Origin of the sequence: Streptococcus sp. sy010, from assembly GCF_007859175.1 — a bacterium.
Taxonomy (GTDB): Bacteria; Bacillota; Bacilli; order Lactobacillales; family Streptococcaceae; genus Streptococcus.
The window spans coordinates 351,799-370,014 of the sequence record NZ_VOHO01000001.1 but is presented as its reverse complement, the minus strand read 5'-3'; the positions used below and the strand labels follow the sequence as shown (position 1 = coordinate 370,014).

24 protein-coding genes and 1 other annotated feature are annotated in these 18,216 nt (G+C 36.9%); of the genes, 3 read left to right on the top strand and 21 right to left on the bottom strand.

Annotated elements, in window-relative coordinates:
* Positions 1-4: 4 nt before the first annotated feature.
* Both FRX51_RS01870 and FRX51_RS01865 read right to left on the bottom strand, forming a co-directional pair.
* Positions 5-337: a putative DNA-binding protein gene (locus tag FRX51_RS01870; RefSeq protein ID WP_146460478.1), complete on the bottom strand. Its 333-nt coding sequence runs from the start codon at positions 335-337 to the stop codon at positions 5-7.
* Between the two features lie 54 nt (positions 338-391).
* Positions 392-1,090, bottom strand: a complete 699-nt coding sequence (locus FRX51_RS01865; RefSeq protein WP_146495341.1) for a GntR family transcriptional regulator — start codon at positions 1,088-1,090, stop codon at positions 392-394.
* Positions 1,091-1,252: 162 nt separating this feature from the next.
* On the opposite strand from FRX51_RS01865, the gene guaA reads away from it, so the two are divergent.
* Positions 1,253-2,815: a glutamine-hydrolyzing GMP synthase gene (gene guaA / locus FRX51_RS01860; RefSeq protein ID WP_146495339.1), complete on the top strand. Its 1,563-nt coding sequence runs from the start codon at positions 1,253-1,255 to the stop codon at positions 2,813-2,815.
* A 110-nt stretch (positions 2,816-2,925) separates the two neighbouring features.
* Here the strand turns inward: guaA and FRX51_RS01855 are convergent, their stop codons facing one another.
* The 10 genes from FRX51_RS01855 to FRX51_RS01815 all read right to left on the bottom strand — a co-directional run bounded on the left by FRX51_RS01855 (position 2,926) and on the right by FRX51_RS01815 (position 9,221).
* Positions 2,926-3,396: a hypothetical protein gene (locus tag FRX51_RS01855; protein ID WP_146495337.1), complete on the bottom strand. Its 471-nt coding sequence runs from the start codon at positions 3,394-3,396 to the stop codon at positions 2,926-2,928.
* A gap of 134 nt (positions 3,397-3,530) precedes the next feature.
* The gene (locus FRX51_RS05870) at positions 3,531-3,719 is read right to left on the bottom strand and encodes a hypothetical protein (RefSeq protein ID WP_261379782.1); all 189 of its coding nucleotides are present in this window, start codon (positions 3,717-3,719) and stop codon (positions 3,531-3,533) included.
* A gap of 19 nt (positions 3,720-3,738) precedes the next feature.
* On the bottom strand, positions 3,739-4,251 hold the full coding sequence (locus FRX51_RS05865) for a tyrosine-type recombinase/integrase (protein WP_261379781.1): 513 nt from the start codon (positions 4,249-4,251) through the stop codon (positions 3,739-3,741).
* A gap of 406 nt (positions 4,252-4,657) precedes the next feature.
* Positions 4,658-5,026 carry a 50S ribosomal protein L7/L12 gene (gene rplL / locus FRX51_RS01845; protein ID WP_146460436.1) on the bottom strand — a complete coding sequence of 123 codons (369 nt, stop codon included), beginning with the start codon at positions 5,024-5,026 and terminating at the stop codon, positions 4,658-4,660.
* A gap of 71 nt (positions 5,027-5,097) precedes the next feature.
* Complete coding sequence (gene rplJ, locus FRX51_RS01840; RefSeq protein WP_146460434.1) at positions 5,098-5,598, bottom strand: 50S ribosomal protein L10; 501 nt, start codon at positions 5,596-5,598, stop codon at positions 5,098-5,100.
* Positions 5,599-5,624: 26 nt separating this feature from the next.
* Positions 5,625-5,753 (bottom strand) — a sequence feature (ribosomal protein L10 leader region).
* 85 nt (positions 5,754-5,838) lie between these two features.
* Positions 5,839-6,435 carry a ribosome biogenesis GTP-binding protein YihA/YsxC gene (gene yihA / locus FRX51_RS01835; RefSeq protein ID WP_146495335.1) on the bottom strand — a complete coding sequence of 199 codons (597 nt, stop codon included), beginning with the start codon at positions 6,433-6,435 and terminating at the stop codon, positions 5,839-5,841.
* Positions 6,436-6,444: 9 nt separating this feature from the next.
* The gene (clpX, locus tag FRX51_RS01830; protein ID WP_398586610.1) at positions 6,445-7,656 is read right to left on the bottom strand and encodes an ATP-dependent Clp protease ATP-binding subunit ClpX; all 1,212 of its coding nucleotides are present in this window, start codon (positions 7,654-7,656) and stop codon (positions 6,445-6,447) included.
* A 26-nt stretch (positions 7,657-7,682) separates the two neighbouring features.
* A complete protein-coding gene (locus FRX51_RS01825) occupies positions 7,683-7,856 on the bottom strand; it encodes a hypothetical protein (RefSeq protein WP_146460428.1) in 174 nt (57 codons plus the stop codon).
* An 8-nt stretch (positions 7,857-7,864) separates the two neighbouring features.
* Complete coding sequence (locus tag FRX51_RS01820) at positions 7,865-8,368, bottom strand: dihydrofolate reductase (protein ID WP_146495333.1); 504 nt, start codon at positions 8,366-8,368, stop codon at positions 7,865-7,867.
* A gap of 13 nt (positions 8,369-8,381) precedes the next feature.
* Positions 8,382-9,221 (bottom strand): thymidylate synthase, encoded by an 840-nt coding sequence (locus tag FRX51_RS01815; protein ID WP_146495331.1) that lies wholly within the window; start codon positions 9,219-9,221, stop codon positions 8,382-8,384.
* 186 nt (positions 9,222-9,407) lie between these two features.
* Between FRX51_RS01815 and FRX51_RS01810 the strand changes: the two genes are divergently transcribed.
* On the top strand, positions 9,408-10,577 hold the full coding sequence (locus tag FRX51_RS01810; RefSeq protein ID WP_146495329.1) for a hydroxymethylglutaryl-CoA synthase: 1,170 nt from the start codon (positions 9,408-9,410) through the stop codon (positions 10,575-10,577).
* 1 nt (position 10,578) lies between these two features.
* Positions 10,579-11,865 carry a hydroxymethylglutaryl-CoA reductase, degradative gene (locus FRX51_RS01805; RefSeq protein WP_146495327.1) on the top strand — a complete coding sequence of 429 codons (1,287 nt, stop codon included), beginning with the start codon at positions 10,579-10,581 and terminating at the stop codon, positions 11,863-11,865.
* Positions 11,866-11,938: 73 nt separating this feature from the next.
* Here FRX51_RS01805 and FRX51_RS01800 read toward each other — a convergent pair whose 3' ends face one another.
* The 9 genes from FRX51_RS01800 to mvk all read right to left on the bottom strand — a co-directional run bounded on the left by FRX51_RS01800 (position 11,939) and on the right by mvk (position 18,090).
* A complete protein-coding gene (locus tag FRX51_RS01800) occupies positions 11,939-12,397 on the bottom strand; it encodes a hypothetical protein (protein ID WP_146495325.1) in 459 nt (152 codons plus the stop codon).
* Between the two features lie 92 nt (positions 12,398-12,489).
* On the bottom strand, positions 12,490-12,948 hold the full coding sequence (locus FRX51_RS01795; RefSeq protein WP_146460415.1) for a hypothetical protein: 459 nt from the start codon (positions 12,946-12,948) through the stop codon (positions 12,490-12,492).
* A gap of 93 nt (positions 12,949-13,041) precedes the next feature.
* Positions 13,042-13,500 carry a hypothetical protein gene (locus tag FRX51_RS01790; RefSeq protein WP_146495323.1) on the bottom strand — a complete coding sequence of 153 codons (459 nt, stop codon included), beginning with the start codon at positions 13,498-13,500 and terminating at the stop codon, positions 13,042-13,044.
* Positions 13,501-13,593: 93 nt separating this feature from the next.
* On the bottom strand, positions 13,594-14,052 hold the full coding sequence (locus tag FRX51_RS01785) for a hypothetical protein (RefSeq protein WP_146495321.1): 459 nt from the start codon (positions 14,050-14,052) through the stop codon (positions 13,594-13,596).
* Between the two features lie 15 nt (positions 14,053-14,067).
* Positions 14,068-14,217 carry a DNA/RNA non-specific endonuclease gene (locus FRX51_RS05915; protein WP_398587220.1) on the bottom strand — a complete coding sequence of 50 codons (150 nt, stop codon included), beginning with the start codon at positions 14,215-14,217 and terminating at the stop codon, positions 14,068-14,070.
* Positions 14,218-14,299: 82 nt separating this feature from the next.
* Positions 14,300-15,298: a type 2 isopentenyl-diphosphate Delta-isomerase gene (gene fni, locus FRX51_RS01775; RefSeq protein WP_146495319.1), complete on the bottom strand. Its 999-nt coding sequence runs from the start codon at positions 15,296-15,298 to the stop codon at positions 14,300-14,302.
* Positions 15,295-16,296 (bottom strand): phosphomevalonate kinase, encoded by a 1,002-nt coding sequence (locus tag FRX51_RS01770; RefSeq protein ID WP_146495317.1) that lies wholly within the window; start codon positions 16,294-16,296, stop codon positions 15,295-15,297. Before FRX51_RS01770 ends, fni begins: the two co-directional genes overlap by 4 nt.
* Complete coding sequence (mvaD, locus tag FRX51_RS01765; RefSeq protein WP_146495315.1) at positions 16,289-17,233, bottom strand: diphosphomevalonate decarboxylase; 945 nt, start codon at positions 17,231-17,233, stop codon at positions 16,289-16,291. The genes FRX51_RS01770 and mvaD overlap by 8 nt, the downstream gene beginning before the upstream one ends.
* Positions 17,215-18,090 (bottom strand): mevalonate kinase, encoded by an 876-nt coding sequence (gene mvk / locus FRX51_RS01760; RefSeq protein WP_146495313.1) that lies wholly within the window; start codon positions 18,088-18,090, stop codon positions 17,215-17,217. The genes mvaD and mvk overlap by 19 nt, the downstream gene beginning before the upstream one ends.
* Positions 18,091-18,216 lie beyond the last annotated feature (126 nt).

The window sequence follows — 18,216 nt, the reverse complement described above, 5'->3', positions numbered from 1 at the left end:
TCTCCTAATCTCTATTATCAATTTGACTCAAGGTCATAATTTGTTCTTTTAAATACGAATCGTCTGGGTATTTGGCTAACAAATCATCAAAAATCTGACTACGGACGATATAATCCGAATACATGTGCAATTTCATCTCATAGTCTTCTAAAATCTTTTCAGTTCGCTTGATATTATCATACACTGCCTGCCTACTGACCTGAAACTCTTCAGCAATCTCAGTTAAACTGTAATCATCAGCATAGTATAGCTCGATATAGTTCATCTGCTTATCTGTTAATAAGGCAGCGTAAAATTCAAATAAAGCGTTCATTCGATTGGTTTTTTCAATTTCCATAAGCCTTATTTTACCATATTTATCAAGATAATTAAACTCCTATCGTGACTTGGATCAATGGTTTTCAAGATAAAATTCAAACCGCTCGCCAACATATTGACTACGGACATATTCAAAACAAACGCCGTCGTCTAAGTAAGAGGTTTGAATGAGGCTTAAAATAGCAGACTGTGGTTGAATATTTAGATAATGTGCCATCTCTTTGGAAGCCAATTTGGCTGAAATGGTTTGTTTACTTTTACCAATAACAAAACCTGCTTCAGTCAAGGATTGGAAAAAGTGTTCACTAATAGCTTGTTTATCTAATTTTTTAGCAATCTTTTCTGGAATACTGGCAACTTCAAAAACTACAGGCAAGTCATCTGCGTAACGAACACGTTCCATACGAATAATATGGGAATTTGGTGGGATGTTAAGGTGTTTTATTTCCTGCTCATTGGGAAGAATACGTTGATAAGACACCAAATGTGTCGAGGGTGTTTTTCCTTGCGATTTGATGATTTCTGTAAAACTGGTGGTTCCCCTCATGCGCTCTTGTACACGTTGGTTGGCAACATAGGTACCACTGCCGACACGTCTTTCAACAATTCCTTCTTCGACCAAGACGCTAATGGCTTGTCTTAAAGTCATGCGGCTAACAGCAAAACGACTGGCTAAGTCACGTTCACTAGGTAGGCGGCTACCAATTTTCCAAGTTCCTTGATCAATTTCTGATTTTAATTCATCACGAATTTTAATATAGGCTGGTAACATTTGGCTCAAACTCCTTTACTTTCCACTTCTTATTATAGCATGTTATGGTTTGATTTAGAAAAGAGATGAAAGAAAAGCAAGAAAAGAGCTTTTTAATTGAATGAAATATGTTACAATGAGATAAGACATTTCGTCAAATGATGTAAATAAGAAAGGTTAACCATGACTGAATTTTCTCAATCAGCAGAGCTACAAAAAATTATCGTTTTGGATTATGGTAGTCAATACAACCAGCTCATTACTCGACGTATCCGTGAATTTGGGGTGTTTTCTGAACTCATGAGCCATAAGATTTCAGCTCAGGAAGTTAAGGAGCTAAACCCTATCGGTATCGTCTTATCTGGAGGGCCAAACTCTGTCTATGCAGACGGTTCGTTTAGTATTGATCCAGATATTTTGGAGCTCGGCATTCCAATTTTAGGTATTTGTTATGGTATGCAGTTAATTACGCATACGCTTGGTGGCCAGGTACTTCCTGCTGGTGATGCGGGAAATCGTGAATATGGTCAATCAACCCTTAGTCAAGATCAAAGCTCTCAGCTCTTTACTGATACACCTGCTGAACAATTAGTCTTGATGAGTCATGGCGATGCCGTGACCGAAATTCCAGATGGTTTTGTCCGTACCGGTCAATCTGTTGACTGTCCTTATGCAGCGATGGAAAATCCTGACAAGAAAATCTATGGTATCCAATTCCATCCAGAAGTCCGTCATTCTGTTTATGGCAATGATCTTCTCCGCAATTTTGCGATCACTATTTGTGGTGCGCGTGGCGACTGGTCTATGGATAATTTCATTGATATGGAAATTGAAAAAATTCGCCAAACTGTTGGTGATAAAAAAGTTCTCCTTGGTCTATCTGGTGGTGTGGATTCGTCTGTTGTTGGGGTACTGCTTCAACGTGCCATTGGAGACCAACTGACCTGTATCTTTGTCGATCATGGGTTGTTACGAAAAGGCGAATCCGACCAAGTCATGAACATGCTAGGTGGTAAATTTGGCCTAAATATCATCAAGGCTGACGCAGCTAAACGCTTCTTAGACAAGCTGGCAGGTGTTTCTGATCCAGAACAAAAACGTAAAATTATTGGTAACGAATTTGTTTATGTCTTTGATGATGAAGCAAGTAAGTTAGATGATGTTGCCTTTTTGGCTCAAGGAACCCTTTACACTGATATTATCGAATCAGGTACTGAAACAGCCCAAACCATTAAGTCTCACCATAATGTCGGTGGTCTGCCTGAAGACATGCAATTCAAGCTGATTGAACCCTTAAATACCCTTTTCAAAGATGAAGTACGAGCTTTGGGAACTGCCCTAGGCATGCCAGATGAGATTGTTTGGCGACAACCTTTCCCAGGTCCAGGATTAGCCATTCGTGTTATGGGGGAAATTACTGAAGAAAAATTGGCGACTGTCCGTGAGTCTGACGCTATTTTGCGTGAAGAAATTGCGGCAGCAGGTTTAGACCGCGATATTTGGCAATACTTCACTGTTAATACAGGTGTACGCTCAGTCGGTGTTATGGGAGACGGTCGTACCTATGACTATACTCTAGCTATCCGTGCAATCACTTCTGTTGATGGGATGACTGCTGACTTTGCTAAGATTCCTTGGGAAGTTTTGCAAAAAATCTCCGTTCGTATCGTCAATGAAGTTGACCACGTTAACCGTATCGTCTATGACATCACCAGCAAACCCCCAGCAACAGTTGAGTGGGAATAGAATAAGTTACTCAATAAACTGCATGAAACCAATGTTTTCAGCAGTTTTTTGCTATTAAGACCAATTCAGCACTAATAAAGAAAAACTACCATGATATATGGTAGTTCATTTTAATTTAAATAACATATTTCTCGCATTTCACTTTCTGTTAAATCATGTTCACAAGGGATATAATTCAAGTCTTCTTTACTCTTTAAATCACTAGAATATAGTATCCAATTTCCAAATCGAAACATTATTAAATCATTTGGCTTAGCTCCTGTTTCTACTTTTCCCAAGATTAAACAATCATAATCAGTAAATACAACTGGATATTCAGACAAAGCGTTTTCTAGTATATCCCACTCTTTTAACGATATTACATTGTCTGATTGAATAGCAATACGAACCACTTTATCTTTTCTTTTATGTGTACGTGGATGTGTATATTCTCCATATAAATAAACTTTGACAAAGTTCAATGACTTAGCTAAATCAAAAACAATAGACCGAATATTATCTATATCATTCAACCAATCATCATAATAGGAAAAATCTTCATCATCATCCCATAAATCTTCAATTTTATCTGATTTTATCATGCACAATTCTCCATTTATAAATTTATGAAAATATTATATCACTATCAAAATAAAAAATACAGTAAACTTTCGCAGTTTACTGTAACAGTCCACGTTTTTAAAAACAGACTTTGCTAGTTTTTAAAAATTTAGGGCTATAATTTCAAAGTATGCTGATTACCATTAAACTTACTTTTTCTAACCTTGTTGTTGTCTACCACTACTTGTCCTGCCATACGATTAGCAACATCTTTTATAGCATTAGGGCGAAGATGAGAGTATGTCCCTAGTGTTGTCTTAATATCAGCATGACCTAGACGATTTTGCATTTCTAAGTCATTCATACCAAACGAAAGCATAAAATTAGCATGAGAGTGCCCTTAAATCATGAATACGAATAGACTTGATACCAGCATAGTCACTATGAATTTGCAAGACTCTTTTTAGCGTTGGCTTAACTAAGGGGCTATCTGCCAAAGAAAATACAAAACGATGATTTCCTATTTCAGCTTGTATTTCTTGCCAATCTTTTAAGTATTTTAAAGTATCATCATCAAGATATATTAATCGAGTGCCAGAGATTAACTTTGTGTCAGTTATATACCACTCTTTTTGATTTTTATAGTACATAGAGCAATCAATCAAGACTGAGCCAGTATTCCAATTTACTTTTGACCACTCAATAGCTTGCAATTCGCTTGTACGGACACCAGTCATAAAGAAAAAACAAAATGTTGTGAAGTAGAGTAAGTTATAAATATTGGACTTGTCAAACGTGCCAATAAATTTTTGAAACTCTTTAACTGTCCAAAAGTCAACTTTCGGACGGTTTTTTCTCACATTGCCAACTTGTTTAGCTACATTACTAGATAACATATCTAGCCGAACAGCTAAATCAAGGACTTGCTGCAATATTTAATGATTTACCTAGATATTCTTTTAATCGGAAGAGCTCTTCAATTTTAGTTTCTTATAAAATTGTAGAAGAGAAAACTGTTAAAAATTACATTTTGGAAAACAAAAAACAGCCAACAAATAGAGTGGCTGAAATACTAAAACAAAATCATTTTCAAAAAGTCTTAAAAAATGAGAATTTGTGATATTTACTTAAAGTATTTTATCAATTATTTAATGAAAAAAGATTAAAATAGAAAACCCCCACAGCAATTTGTGAGGGTGTCTATGGGGGGATTTCAAATGAAACTTCCCATTTTTTTAATCGCCCTAAGCGACTTGAAAACCTTGATTTACTAGGTTTTCGTAATCAAATTGTGATACTCTATTATTTAAGAGTAACTGAAGCTCCTGCTTCTTCAAGCTTAGCTTTGATTTCTTCAGCTTCAGCTGCTGGAACACCTTCTTTAAGCATAGATGGTGCACCGTCAACGATAGCTTTAGCTTCTTTAAGGCCTTCACCTGTGATTTCACGAACAACTTTGATAACGCCAACTTTTTTGTCGCCAGCAGATGTCAATTCAACGTCGAATGAATCTTTAGCACCAGCATCATCAGCACCACCTGCAGCAGCAACTGCAACAGGAGCAGCAGCTGTTACACCAAATTCTTCTTCGATAGCTTTTACAAGATCGTTAAGCTCAAGGATTGAAGCTTCTTTAATTTCAGCAATAATGTTTTCAATGTTCAATGCCATTGTAATGTCCTCCAAATATGTTTTATAAATATGATAATTGTGGTAACACTAGGCTACCAAACTGCTTATAATTAAGCAGCACCTTCTTTGCTTTCTGCAACCGCTTTGACCGCGTACGCCACATTGCGAACTGGTGCTTGAAGTACAGATAGAAGCATAGAAAGAAGTCCTTCGCGGTTTGGCAATGTCGCAAGGGCAACGATTTCTTCTTTAGAAGCAACAGCACCTTCGATTGCACCACCTTTAATTTCAAGGGCTTCAGCAGTTTTTGAGAAATCGTTAAGGATTTTCGCAGGTGCGATAACATCTTCGTTTGAAAATGCAACTGCAGTTGGTCCTACAAAGACATTTTCCATACCTTCAAGACCAGCTTTTTCAGCAGCACGACGTAGGATTGAGTTTTTAATAACTTTGTACTCAACACCACTCTCACGAAGATTACGACGTAGAACAGTATCTTGATCTACAGTCAATCCACGTGCGTCAACCACAACGATAGACGCTGCTGCTTTCATTTTCTCAGCAACAACTTCAACCAATTCTGCTTTTTTAGCAATACTTGCTTGACTCATTAGTTTTACCTCCGTTTTTATTTTGGCTAGGCACAAAAAAAGTGCCTAAACCCAGACACGAAAGTACAATACGCTCATAAATATCACGTTTTGTGCCTCGGTAGGATTTACGAGCTAGGCTCACCTACTGTCTTAGGTCAGTTTTATTTTAAAACCTCTATTATCATATCATTCTTTGTAAAAGCTGTCAAGGATTTTTATTTATTTTTTGAAAAAACTTCCTAAAAAATTAGGAAGTTTTCATAATTGCTCTAAAATACTATCCCAAGCCTGATCATAACCTTGTTTGGTTTCTGATGAAAAAACGATAAAGGTATCATTTTTATCAAAATCTAATTTTTTCTTGATTTCAGACTCGTGTTTATTCCACTTACCACGGGGAATTTTATCGGCCTTAGTGGCGACGATAATGACTGGAATTTCGTAATATTTTAGAAATTCATACATTTGAACGTCTTCGGTTGTCGGCAAATGGCGAAGATCGACTAAGCTAACCACGGCTCTTAGATTATCTCTTGTGACCAGATATTCTTCAATCATTCTTCCCCATTTGGCACGTTCGGCTTTGGAAACTTTAGCATAGCCATAACCTGGGACATCGACAAAGCGTAGCTTATCATCAATATTATAAAAATTGAGTAACTGAGTTTTTCCAGGTTTACTGGACGTTCTAGCCAGGTTTTTCCGACCTAATAAGGTGTTAATAAAACTGGACTTACCGACGTTTGAACGACCAGCCAATGCAATTTCAGGCAAATCATCTTGGGGATAATGAGATTTATTGGCAGCACTGAGTTGGATAGTCGCATTATGGGTATTCAAATAAACTTCATTCATTCAACTCACCTATGCCGTTTCTAAGATAGGACTATCAGTACCTTCAACGGCTGATTTGGTAATTCGTACCGTTGTGACATTTTGTTGACTTGGCACTTCAAACATGATGTCTAGCATGGTTTCTTCAATGATTGAACGTAAACCACGCGCGCCAGTTTTGCGTTCAATAGCCTTTTGAGCGATCGCTTCTAGAGCAGCTTGTTCAAATTCTAGCGTGACACCATCATAAGATAATAAGGTTTGATATTGTTTAACCAAGGCATTACGAGGTTCAGTTAAGATGTTAACCAAGTCATCTACCGTTAATTGCTCTAGAGCTGCTGTTACTGGTAATCGACCGATAAATTCAGGAATCAGTCCAAATTTTTGGATATCTTCAGCGATAATTTCTTGCATATAAGAGGCATCGTCAGCAATCTTGCGATTATTTTGACCAAAGCCAATGACTTTTTCACCTAAACGTTGTTTGACAATATCTTCAATGCCATCAAAAGCTCCACCCACGATGAAGAGAATATTTTTGGTATCAATTTGAATCATTTCTTGTTGTGGGTGTTTGCGGCCGCCCTGAGGTGGCACACTGGCAACAGTTCCTTCAATGATTTTCAAAAGAGCTTGTTGCACTCCTTCACCTGATACGTCACGAGTAATTGAAACATTTTCACTTTTTTTGGCAATCTTATCAATTTCATCAACGTAGATAATACCACGTTCCGCACGTTCAACATTATAATCTGCTGCTTGAATGAGTTTTAAGAGAATATTTTCGACATCTTCTCCTACATAGCCTGCTTCTGTTAAGGCCGTTGCATCTGCAATAGCAAAAGGAACATTCAAACTTTTGGCCAAGGTTTGAGCTAAGAAGGTCTTCCCAGAACCAGTTGGACCAATCATCAGGATATTTGATTTTTGTAAATCGACATCATCGTCTTCACGGCTTTCTGTAAAGGTGATTCGTTTGTAATGGTTGTAAACGGCAACAGCCAAGGCACGTTTAGCTCGGTCTTGTCCAATAACGTAGTTATTTAGAATCTCTAACAATTCTTTTGGTTTTGGCACTTCTGCCAAGTCGGCTAGAATGTCTTCTGCCAATTCTTCTTTGATAATTTCTTGTGATAAGGCAACACACTCATTACAGATATAAACATGCTTACCTGCAACAATTTTTCTCACTTCATTTTGATTTTTACCACAAAATGAACAATTAACAATTTCAGTCATCGTATCTCCAGACATTTTTCACTTTCCTAATTAAATAATGTGCCATAAAAGGCATGAATGGTGTTGACAAGATTTGTAAAGGCATTTAATAAGAATAAAGTCCCTAATCCATAGCGTTTTTTCTTGATAGCTACTAGGGCGCATAAGACACAAATGCCACACAAAAAGGCGGTAAAGACACCGAAAACACTTCGTTGCATCCTAAAAATTACTCCTTATTTCTCTCTAAAACAACTATATGAAAATCATAAGCGTTTTTTTCATCTTTTTCATAAAATACATTTGATACTTGCTCAAAGGTAGTTAAATCTAGCTTTGGAAAATAAGTATCTCCGTCAAATTCTCCATCTACCTTGGTTACTATCAACCGGTCGTAATAAGGTTCAAACAAGCGATAAATCTCACTGCCCCCAGCAATATAGAGGTTCTTATCTTGTTTGTCAAACCATTCAAGAACTTCTTCTACGGAATGAAGTATCTGTACGCCCTGAGCTTGAAATGTCTTATCTCGGCTAAGAATTAAATTCGTTCGATTGGGTAAGGGACGTCCTCCCAAACCTTCAAAAGTAACTCGTCCCATTAGAATAGCCTGTCCACTTGTTGTGGCTTTAAAATGAGCTAAGTCTTTAGGAAGATGCCAAGGTAGGTGACCGTCTTTGCCAATTAGTCCCTTGTTGTCTTCTGCCCAAATAGCGCTTATTTTTTTTGTCATCAAGGCCTCATTTCTAAATTGCCAAGTCAAATGTTAATTGTGGTTTGATTGGGTCATAGTTCAGCAACTCAAAATCTTCTGATTTTATGGCGAAAAAGTCGGTTTTATCTGGAACATTAAGTACCAACCTTGGTTGACACTGACTTGGTTGACGGCGTAATAGTTCTTCTGCTTGCTCAAATTGATTGTCATAGATGTGGAGATTATTAACAAAATAGAAGAATTTTCCTACCTGCCAACCAAAATGTTTGGCAATCATCATTTGCAAAGCCACATACTGCATGGCATTGATGTGATGAGCAACTAACATGTCATTACTTCTTTGAGTAAGCGTAGCATCTAAATAAATGGTATCTTCGACCTGACGCACGTCAAACATGGTCTGAAAGGCACAAGGCAAAAGTCCTTCTGATTCTTCAAATGCTTCATAGTCCCAAAGAGAAATCACATTACGGCGATTCCAAGGATTTTCTGCGAGTTGTTTTAGCAGTTTGTTGATAATGTCATGCTTTTTAACGACGGCACCATAACGTTGACCAATCGTACCCGTTTTGCCAACCTCCCAATCATTCCAATACTTGACCCCGTACTTGTCATTTAATAGTGACAGGTCGTTACTCTGATCCTGGTAAATCCAAAAAATTTCCTTGATAGCCGACTTTATCGGAATAGGACGCAAGGTGGTAATGGGAAATTCGCCTTGTGACAAATCATATTGGGCAAAAGCACCTGTGATATATTTAGAATGAGCAACACGTCCATCTTTATATTGGGGACGGGCTTGTTGACTAAAGACACCTGTTGTCATGATTTCTTTGATATTATCTTGAAATATCTGATCTGCTTTTGTCATGATTACCTCGTTTGTATTGATTACTTCTAGTTATTTTACCTAAATTAAATCAAAAAATCCAGTAAAAAAGATAGCTACCAATTAGCTTGACATCTCGAAGTTTTTTCAATGGCAAATGGGCTTTTTTATGTTAGAATTAAGAGCAACTAAATAAAGATAAACCTAAATAAGATAGGAGATAAAATCATGCTAATCGGCATTGATAAAATCGGTTTTGCAACCCCAAAATATCAATTAAAAATGACAGAACTGGCTATGGCTCGAGATGTTGATCCAGCTAAATATAGCGAAGGCTTGTTGCTAGACGCATTGAGCATTGCTCCAATTAGTGAAGATATTGTGACGTTAGCGGCCAGTGCAGCTCAAAGTATCCTCACTGATGATGATAAAGAAAAAATTGACATGGTGATTGTGGCGACGGAGTCTAGTATTGACCAAAGTAAAGCGGCAGCCGTTTATGTTCATGCGTTGTTAGGCATTCAACCGTTTGCTAGAAGTTTTGAGATGAAAGAGGCTTGCTATAGTGCCACTGCAGCTCTCAATTATGCTAAATTACACATTGAAAAGTCGCCAACTTCTCGTGTCTTGGTTATTGCTAGCGATATTGCCAAATATGGTATTCAATCAGCAGGCGAGCCAACTCAGGGAGCAGGAAGCCTTGCTATGTTGGTCACTGCCAATCCACGAATACTGGCTTTTGAAGATGATAATGTCGCTCAAACCAGAGATGTCATGGACTTTTGGCGTCCAAATTATTCAGAGGTTCCTTTTGTCAATGGCATGTATTCGACCAAGCAATACCTAGATTCTTTGACAACTACTTGGGCAGAGTATCAAAAACGTACTGGTTTGACCATGGCTGATTTTACGGCTTTTTGTTTCCACCTTCCCTTCCCTAAACTAGCACTCAAGGGTTTAAACAAATTGATAACAAAAGACTTAGCTTTACCTCATCAAGAACAATTAAAGGAAAATTTTGAGCATTCGATCGCTTATAGCAAGCAAGTTGGAAATATCTATACCGGTTCGTTGTACTTGGGATTACTTTCTCTTTTGGAAAATGCAAAAACACTACAAGCAGGTGATCGCCTTGGCTTTTTCAGCTATGGTAGCGGTGCTGTGTCTGAAATTTTTAGTGGACTTTTAGTTGAAGGATTTGAGAATCAACTCTCATCGACTAGACAAAATGACTTAGATCAACGCACTCCTTTGTCTATCTCTGAGTATGAACAACTTTTCTTTGAACAGGCTCAGTTGGATGAAAATGGCTCAGCTAGTTTTGCAGAGCACCAAACCAATACATTTAGATTAACTGGTATCGAGCAGCACCAAAGACAGTATAGCAAGGTGGACTAAGATGAACTGGACTGGATTTGCTAAAAAAACACCCAAAGAACGACAAGAACTGATGAAGCAGCTGCCTCATCTTTCTGACCAAAGTCGTGATATTTTAACCACTAATCAACAACTGCCACTTACTGTGGCAAATCAAATGGCAGAACACGTTTTTGGTCAATTTAGCCTACCATTTAGTTTGGTGCTAGATGTTATGGTAGATGGCCACGTTTATCAAGTTCCTTTTGTTACAGAAGAACCTTCAGTGGTTGCAGCCGCTAGCTTTGCTAGTAAAATCATTAAGCGTTCGGGAGGCTTTGAAACGACCTTGCACAACCGCCAAATGATTGGACAGGTGATTTTGTATGATATTCCTGATTTAGCTATTGCCAGTCAGACAATTTTAGCCAATAAATCTGACTTATTAGAGCTTGCTAATCAAGCCTATCCTTCTATTGTCAAACGTGGTGGTGGAGCGTGTGATTTGTCAGTTGAAACCTATCAAGATGAACAATCCTTTTTAGCTGTATTTGTCACTGTCGATACCCAAGAAGCTATGGGAGCTAATATGGTCAATACGATGATGGAAGCTCTGAAGCAACCACTTGCAGACCTTAGTCAAGGTCAGTCTTTAATGGCAATTTTGTCTAATTATGCGACAGAATCCTTAGTCACGACAAAGTGTGCTGTTGACCTACGTTTTTTGAATCGTAATAAGGAAAAAGCTAAAGAAATTGCCCAAAAAATCGTTTTAGCGAGTCAGTTTGCTAAGCTCGACCCCTATCGAGCAGCCACTCATAATAAAGGGATTTTTAATGGAATTGATGCTCTGATTATGGCTTTAGGAAATGATTGGCGAGCGATTGAGGCGGCAGGACATGCTTATGCCAGTCATACGGGAACTTATCAGGGGTTAAGCACTTGGACCTATGAGGCTGAGCTAGAGCAACTCGTGGGAGAAATGACCCTACCTATGCCGACGGCTAGTAAGGGGGGCTCCATTGGCTTAAATCCTAGTGTTCAGTTAGCACATGATATACTTAGGCAAGTTGACGCCAAATCATTGGCTAGACTTGTCGTGTCTATTGGCTTAGCTCAAAATTTTGCTGCCTTGAAGGCTTTGGTTGATACGGGTATTCAAGATGGTCACATGAAATTACACGCCAAATCATTAGCCCTATTGGCAGGAGCTGATGACAAGGAAGTGACGCCGCTTGTCAAACAATTATTAGTTGAAAAACACATGAATCTTGATACGGCTACTGTTCTTTTAGAAAAACTGCGACAACATTCTAGTGAAAGAATTTAGTAAGAGCAATTCAAAAATAGTGAATAGAAAAAGTCTTATTTTTTAATAAGACTTTTTGTGTGATTATACAAAATTACAATCTTTGTGATTTGGCTTGCTCAAACCACTTCTCTATTTCTTCATATGGTGTCATGTGAACATGATCAGGGCGTGTTTCATAACGAGCTTCATAGCTATAGGTTGTTTGCCATTGCTTGGATGTATGGTCATAGATAATCCATAACTCCGTTGGATAGGATTGTTCATAGCTCAAACATAATTGTTGTAAATCTTCTCCATACTCAAGACCTTTTGTAAGCATATCAAAGACGGTATCAGAAGAATTATCTATTTGCTTATCTGTATCAAAAAAATGATTTAACTCATGCCTGTCAATATAAGTGTCTTTAATTCGATAAAAAAGATCGAAACTTTGTACATATTTTTCTGTGACACAATAAATATAAACACCATCTACTTGATGATTCGCATAATTTAATGCTAAATCAATCATCTGTTTTTCAATGGATTTGAGTTTTGTTTCTAAAGTCATTGTTTTCTCCTAACCTATCTAAAAGAAATGATATCATAATTTACTAAACTCTCTTGGAATACTATCACAAGAGAGTTTAGATTGATTAGCTTTTACAATCCTTGTGATTTGACTTGATCAAACCATTTGTAAAATTCTTCGTATGGTGTTATTTGGACATGCAATGGAGCTTTTTCATAACGAGCTTCATAGCTATAGGTTGTTTGCCATTGATTTGATGTATGGTCATAGATTACCCATAATTCAGTTAGATAGGGGCTATCGCTTGATTGATGTAAATCAATGATTTTAAAAATTAAATCTAAACCATCTTCTAAAAATTCAAATTGATAATCACTTGATTTATCTATTTGATAGTCTGAACTTAAAAAATCATTTAAAAAATGTCGTTCTACGTAATTATTTTGAATACGGTAAAAAGCATCAAAACTTTGTACCGTTCGTTCTAAAACAGCATAAATATAAATACCATCCACTTGGTGATTTGCAAAATCTAATGCTAAATCAATCATCTGTTTTTCAATGGATTTGAGTTCTGTTTGTAAAGTCATATACTTTCTCCTAACCTATCTAAAAGAAATGATATCATAATTTACTAAACTCTCTTGGAATACTGTCCCAAGAGAGTTTAGATTGATTAGCTTTTATAATCCTTGTGATTTGGCTTGCTCAAACCATTTATCAAACTCTTCTTCAGGAGTCATATGAATATGATCAGGACGTGTTTCATAACGAGCGTCATAACTATAGGTTGTTTGCCATTGATTTGATGTATGGTCATAGATTACCCATAATTCAGTTAGATAGGGGCTATTGCTTGATTGATGTAAATCAATGATTTTAAAAATTAAATCTAAACCATCTTCTAAAAATTCAAATTGATAATCACTTGATTTATCTATTTGATAGTCTGAACTTAAAAAATCATTTAAAAAATGTCGTTCTACGTAATTATTTTGAATACGGTAAAAAGCATCAAAACTTTGTACCGTTCGTTCTAAAACAGCATAAATATAAATACCATCCACTTGGTGATTTGCAAAATCTAATGCTAAATCAATCATCTGTTTTTCAATGGATTTGAGTTCTGTTTGTAAAGTCATATACTTTCTCCTAACCTATCTAAAAGAAATGATATCATAATTTACTAAACTCTCTTGGAATACTGTCCCAAGAGAGTTTAGATTGATTAGCTTTTATAATCCTTGTGATTTGGCTTGCTCAAACCATTTATCAAACTCTTCTTCAGGAGTCATATGAATATGATCAGGACGTGTTTCATAGCGAGCATCATAAATATAGTCTATATCTAGTTTATTATTATCAACATCATAAATCATGAAACATTCTGTATGAGAAGGTTTTCCCAATTCAGCATAATGCTTCCTTATTTTTTTAATGAGTTCTAAACATGAATCTAATAAAATATTTTGTTTTTCATCAGATTCATCAATAAATTCAATACCTGACAAAACTTGATTGAGTTCCCCTCTTTCAACATATTTGTCATCAATCTTGTAAAAAACATCAAAACTTAACAAATATCTTTCAGAAACATAATAAATATAAATGCAGTTGGCTAAATGATTAACATATCTACTAGAGGCAATAATCATTTGATCATGATAGTCTCTTAATTGTTCATCTAATATCATTTTGATTTAACCTTTCTAATTGTTACTAATTATTCTACTAATTATTTTACCATTATCAATTTTATATTTGATATTAAACTCACTTGGTCGTTTAGAGGCACCATCATATCTAAGTTTGATAGAAACTTCTACTTGCTTGCCTGCCTTAAGGGCATTACTCCAGATTCTTTCAAAATATTGTCTAGTATAAAAAGATTTAATTCTTTCTATTCAAGTAGAACTAAATCTTAGGTTAATCAGTTTTATGCTAATTGGGATTGGCTGCTGCTAGCTTGCCATAAAGTAAGTAATCAACGTTTTTTAAGTCTTCAATCGTGCGACAATTTAAGGCACACATGATGCGTTTTAGGTCATCTTGCCATTGTTGGATAATCTCAATCACTTCTGCTACGTCTTTTGTTTCAACAAGTTCTAGAATAGGTCGAGATAGTCCAACTCCTTTAGCTCCTAAGACCAAGGCCTTAATCATATCAAGGGGATGACGAATGCCTCCACTAGCCAATAGCTCCACCTTATCAGACAAGTGATGAGCATTTAGTAAGGCTTGAACGGTTGATTGTCCCCACTGGTCTAAGTAATGACGCCTTTGACTGCGTTGGTTTTCAATATAGGCAAAACTAGTTCCCCCACGCCCTGAAATATCAACGGTTTTAATGCCTAAATCATAAGCCTGTTGGATTGTTTTAACATCCATACCAAAACCGACTTCTTTTAAGACTACTGGTATAGGGATATTTTTCACATATTCTGTCAAATGGTTTTTCCAGTGTGAAAATTGTCGCTCGCCTTCTGGCATTAACAATTCTTGCATGACATTGACATGAACTTGCAAAAAGACAGGTTGCAAGGCTTCTACGGCTTGTAAACCTGCTTGATAAGGTTTATCTAAGCCGATATTGGTCGCTAAGAGTAAATCAGAATTCTCCTTTTTCAATTTAAAAGAAGCATCAGAAGGATTGTTTAAGGCAGCACTGTAGGAGCCTGTCACCAATAGAATCCCACAAGTTTCAGCAATTTGAGCCAATTTTTCATTGATAATTCTTGCTTTTTCGCTACCACCAGTCATGGCATTGATATAAAATGGATAAGCAAAATCATGACCTGCAAAATGGGTAGATAAATCAATCTCTGCTAAATCATAATCTGGTAAGGAACAATGAATGAGCTCCATATCATCAAAACTATTATAGGGTGACTGATACGCGAGTGCGTGACGAATATGATCATCTTTACGATTACTAGTCATGCTAACACCTCCTGCCATAATAACTCAATTCCAGCTTGCTGCCACTTTTCAATCAAACAGCAACTGCTTTTTGTATCAAACGTTAGGGCCACGCCACAATCACCCCCACCAGCCCCACTACTTTTAGCAATTGCTGTGAGATTTTTTGTTGCTCCAACCAGGTCTTGTAAAGTTTTTGAATAAATAGCAGGGTGAAGTTTTTCCAATAGTTGCCCAGCTCTTTTTAGCCCAGCACTAACCAGTTCTTGATCAGCCTTTTTTAAGCCTTGCTCAATCTGTTCAACCGCAATTTGAGTTTGTTCAAGAAAATCTGAACTAATTGATGCTTGAACTAACGCAATCATGTCTTTGGAAATCGCAGGTGTTCCTGTCCAACCAACTAAAAATTCACAAGGAAGTGTCACCTTAATTGGTCTAATCTGATACCCCCAATCTGCCGTCAAAACTGTTAATAATTCGTTTTCAGCAATCAATTCTCTGATTTTCTGACGATTAAAACTAGTAAAAGCAATGAAATCTTCATAGGCAATGCAAGCCAAATCGCCCATAGACCCATTATCTCCACGTTTTAGAAGCACATAGCTGGCCAAACGAAAAAGTAAATCTGCTGAAAGATGGATTTTGTAAAATTCAGCCATAGCTTTGATGGTTAGGATAATCACACTACCGCTAGATCCAATACCAATTTTTTTACCATTTTTTTCAAATTTACCTGAAATTCGAAGACGAAAAGGAGAAAGTGTGTGCCCTAATTTTACCAGGTAATCATTGACAATCGACACAGTTTCTTGTATCAAGGCATACTGTTTATCTGGATACAAATCGACACTATAATCAAACAGATCAGATGACAACTGATAATCTGGATTGGCTTGTATGGTTGCCTCCATCAAAATAGGAATATATTTAATCAAGGCAGTTTGACCAGGTGTTAAAACGGCATACTCACCTGCCAAGTATAACTTACCTCCTGTAGTCACATGATAGGTTTTAGTCATTAGGCAAATCCTTTGTTTTAGACACAATAATACGATAGTGTTTTTCAAAGAGTGGCACTAACTGATCAAGGTCTTTTTCTAGACAAAGAACCTTAACATTAGGTCCAGCGTCCATTGTAAAATAACACTCATGTCCCTCTTGACGTAAATTTTTTACAAAGGCCATCGCCTGATACGATTGCTCAGTTAGGTAAGAAAAAGCTGGATGGGCAGTTGTAGTCGTTGCGTGCATCGCCAAAGCGTTTTTTTCTGTTAATTGACCAACTTTTGTAAACTCATTGGCTGCCAAAAATTCTAACATCATCTTATAGTCAGTAGTTGATTGCTCAATCCAGTCAGAAAAGTTTGTTGAAGTATCCATACAGCGTTTCATACCGTCACGACTAGAGATTGGTTTTTTTTGATCATTTAACACCAACATAATCATGGCTAATTTCAAATCTGTTTTAACTGGATAAATAGCACCTGTTTCCTTATCCCAAGCGGCCAAAGGGCCAAAAAAACTACGAGCAGATGAACCAGAAGCAAACTTGGCTTCTTGGGCCAATTCGGCTCGACTTAAATCAGTTTTAAAAAAATCATTACAAGCCATAACCAAGGCTGATAACCCACTGGAACTTGATGACAATCCTGCTGCAGTAGGCATGTTATTACTAGTATCAACACGAACAAAAACAGGTTGATCTTGACGAAAACGGTCAATAATTTGACTGATTTTTTGATGTTCAAGATCATTTTGCAAAATACCATCAATATAAAATTGATCCGCTGAAGCATTGGAATCCAAGGCAGTCAAGCGTGTTTGAGTGTACATGTTTTCAAGCGTTAAAGAAATGCTGCTGGTCGCAGGTACCATATTTTTAGCATCTTCTTTTCCCCAATATTTGATAATGGCAATATTGGCATAAGACTTGACACTTACAGATTTCGAATCCATGTCTGACAAGCTCCTTCTTTTTTGAGATATTGGCTCAATTTTTGAGCGTTTGTTTTATTTTTTATAAGGGCAATGACACAACCACCCAAGCCACCACCACTCATTTTGGCTCCTAAGCTCCCATAGGCTAGAGCTTTTTCAACCAGATGATCCGCAACCTCGCAAGACACACCTAATTGGGCTAGTTGTTTATGAGCTTTCGTCATACTATGACCAAGTTTCTCTAACTCCTTAGCTTTAATGGCTTTTTCAGCAGTTAAGGTTAAATCACCTAATTGCTCTAAGTAAGGACTAGCTTTTTTTCCTAAATCTGCGATTTTTTGTACCGCTTCACTGGTATGACCATGAATACCCGTATCAGCAATAACTAAATAGGCATCTAAATCGATTGATAGTGGTTCAAAACCTTGGTTTTTAATAAATTTAATAGCTTGATGACTCATACAAGTTTTAACATCTAAGCCACTAGGATTGCTATGAGCTATTTTTTCTGCTTGATTTGCTAGATTGCTCAAAACATGGTCTGGTAACTCCTCTTGAAAATAATCAAAAACAGCTCGTATTCCTGCTAAACTAACAGCTGCCGAAGACCCCATACCTCTTTTTTCTGGGACTTGTGACACCAATTCATAACGTAATTGACACTCTGTTTTTCCTAAATAATCCTTGGCTAAAGCGATAGCTCGTGCCAAACTATTTTCTGCTTGAGGAACACTTTGATAAGCTGGTTTGATTTGACAAGTGACGTTAATATCGGTTAAGGGAAGAGCAATAGCTGGATAGCCATAAACAACAGCATGTTCTCCCATTAAAATAATCTTACTGTGGGATTTTCCCACTCCTAGATGTTCTTTCATTGTTACATTCTCTTTATATATGATCTTATCTATTTTAATATAAAAGCTCGAAAAATGCGACTACGAACTATAAAATAGAAATATTCCTTGTTCTTATTATTGTATCACAAAAAACCGAGCAGTTAA

Coding starts and splice junctions, on each gene's coding strand:
- FRX51_RS01870 (WP_146460478.1), bottom strand. CDS start 337: ATGGAAATTGAAAAAACCAATCGAATGAACGCTTTATTTGAATTTTAC.
- FRX51_RS01865 (WP_146495341.1), bottom strand. CDS start 1,090: ATGTTACCAGCCTATATTAAAATTCGTGATGAATTAAAATCAGAAATT.
- guaA (WP_146495339.1), top strand. CDS start 1,253: ATGACTGAATTTTCTCAATCAGCAGAGCTACAAAAAATTATCGTTTTG.
- FRX51_RS01855 (WP_146495337.1), bottom strand. CDS start 3,396: ATGATAAAATCAGATAAAATTGAAGATTTATGGGATGATGATGAAGAT.
- FRX51_RS05870 (WP_261379782.1), bottom strand. CDS start 3,719: ATGAATGACTTAGAAATGCAAAATCGTCTAGGTCATGCTGATATTAAG.
- FRX51_RS05865 (WP_261379781.1), bottom strand. CDS start 4,251: ATGTTATCTAGTAATGTAGCTAAACAAGTTGGCAATGTGAGAAAAAAC.
- rplL (WP_146460436.1), bottom strand. CDS start 5,026: ATGGCATTGAACATTGAAAACATTATTGCTGAAATTAAAGAAGCTTCA.
- rplJ (WP_146460434.1), bottom strand. CDS start 5,598: ATGAGTCAAGCAAGTATTGCTAAAAAAGCAGAATTGGTTGAAGTTGTT.
- yihA (WP_146495335.1), bottom strand. CDS start 6,435: ATGAATGAAGTTTATTTGAATACCCATAATGCGACTATCCAACTCAGT.
- clpX (WP_398586610.1), bottom strand. CDS start 7,656: ATGACTGAAATTGTTAATTGTTCATTTTGTGGTAAAAATCAAAATGAA.
- FRX51_RS01825 (WP_146460428.1), bottom strand. CDS start 7,856: ATGCAACGAAGTGTTTTCGGTGTCTTTACCGCCTTTTTGTGTGGCATT.
- FRX51_RS01820 (WP_146495333.1), bottom strand. CDS start 8,368: ATGACAAAAAAAATAAGCGCTATTTGGGCAGAAGACAACAAGGGACTA.
- FRX51_RS01815 (WP_146495331.1), bottom strand. CDS start 9,221: ATGACAAAAGCAGATCAGATATTTCAAGATAATATCAAAGAAATCATG.
- FRX51_RS01810 (WP_146495329.1), top strand. CDS start 9,408: ATGCTAATCGGCATTGATAAAATCGGTTTTGCAACCCCAAAATATCAA.
- FRX51_RS01805 (WP_146495327.1), top strand. CDS start 10,579: ATGAACTGGACTGGATTTGCTAAAAAAACACCCAAAGAACGACAAGAA.
- FRX51_RS01800 (WP_146495325.1), bottom strand. CDS start 12,397: ATGACTTTAGAAACAAAACTCAAATCCATTGAAAAACAGATGATTGAT.
- FRX51_RS01795 (WP_146460415.1), bottom strand. CDS start 12,948: ATGACTTTACAAACAGAACTCAAATCCATTGAAAAACAGATGATTGAT.
- FRX51_RS01790 (WP_146495323.1), bottom strand. CDS start 13,500: ATGACTTTACAAACAGAACTCAAATCCATTGAAAAACAGATGATTGAT.
- FRX51_RS01785 (WP_146495321.1), bottom strand. CDS start 14,052: ATGATATTAGATGAACAATTAAGAGACTATCATGATCAAATGATTATT.
- fni (WP_146495319.1), bottom strand. CDS start 15,298: ATGACTAGTAATCGTAAAGATGATCATATTCGTCACGCACTCGCGTAT.
- FRX51_RS01770 (WP_146495317.1), bottom strand. CDS start 16,296: ATGACTAAAACCTATCATGTGACTACAGGAGGTAAGTTATACTTGGCA.
- mvaD (WP_146495315.1), bottom strand. CDS start 17,233: ATGGATTCGAAATCTGTAAGTGTCAAGTCTTATGCCAATATTGCCATT.
- mvk (WP_146495313.1), bottom strand. CDS start 18,090: ATGAAAGAACATCTAGGAGTGGGAAAATCCCACAGTAAGATTATTTTA.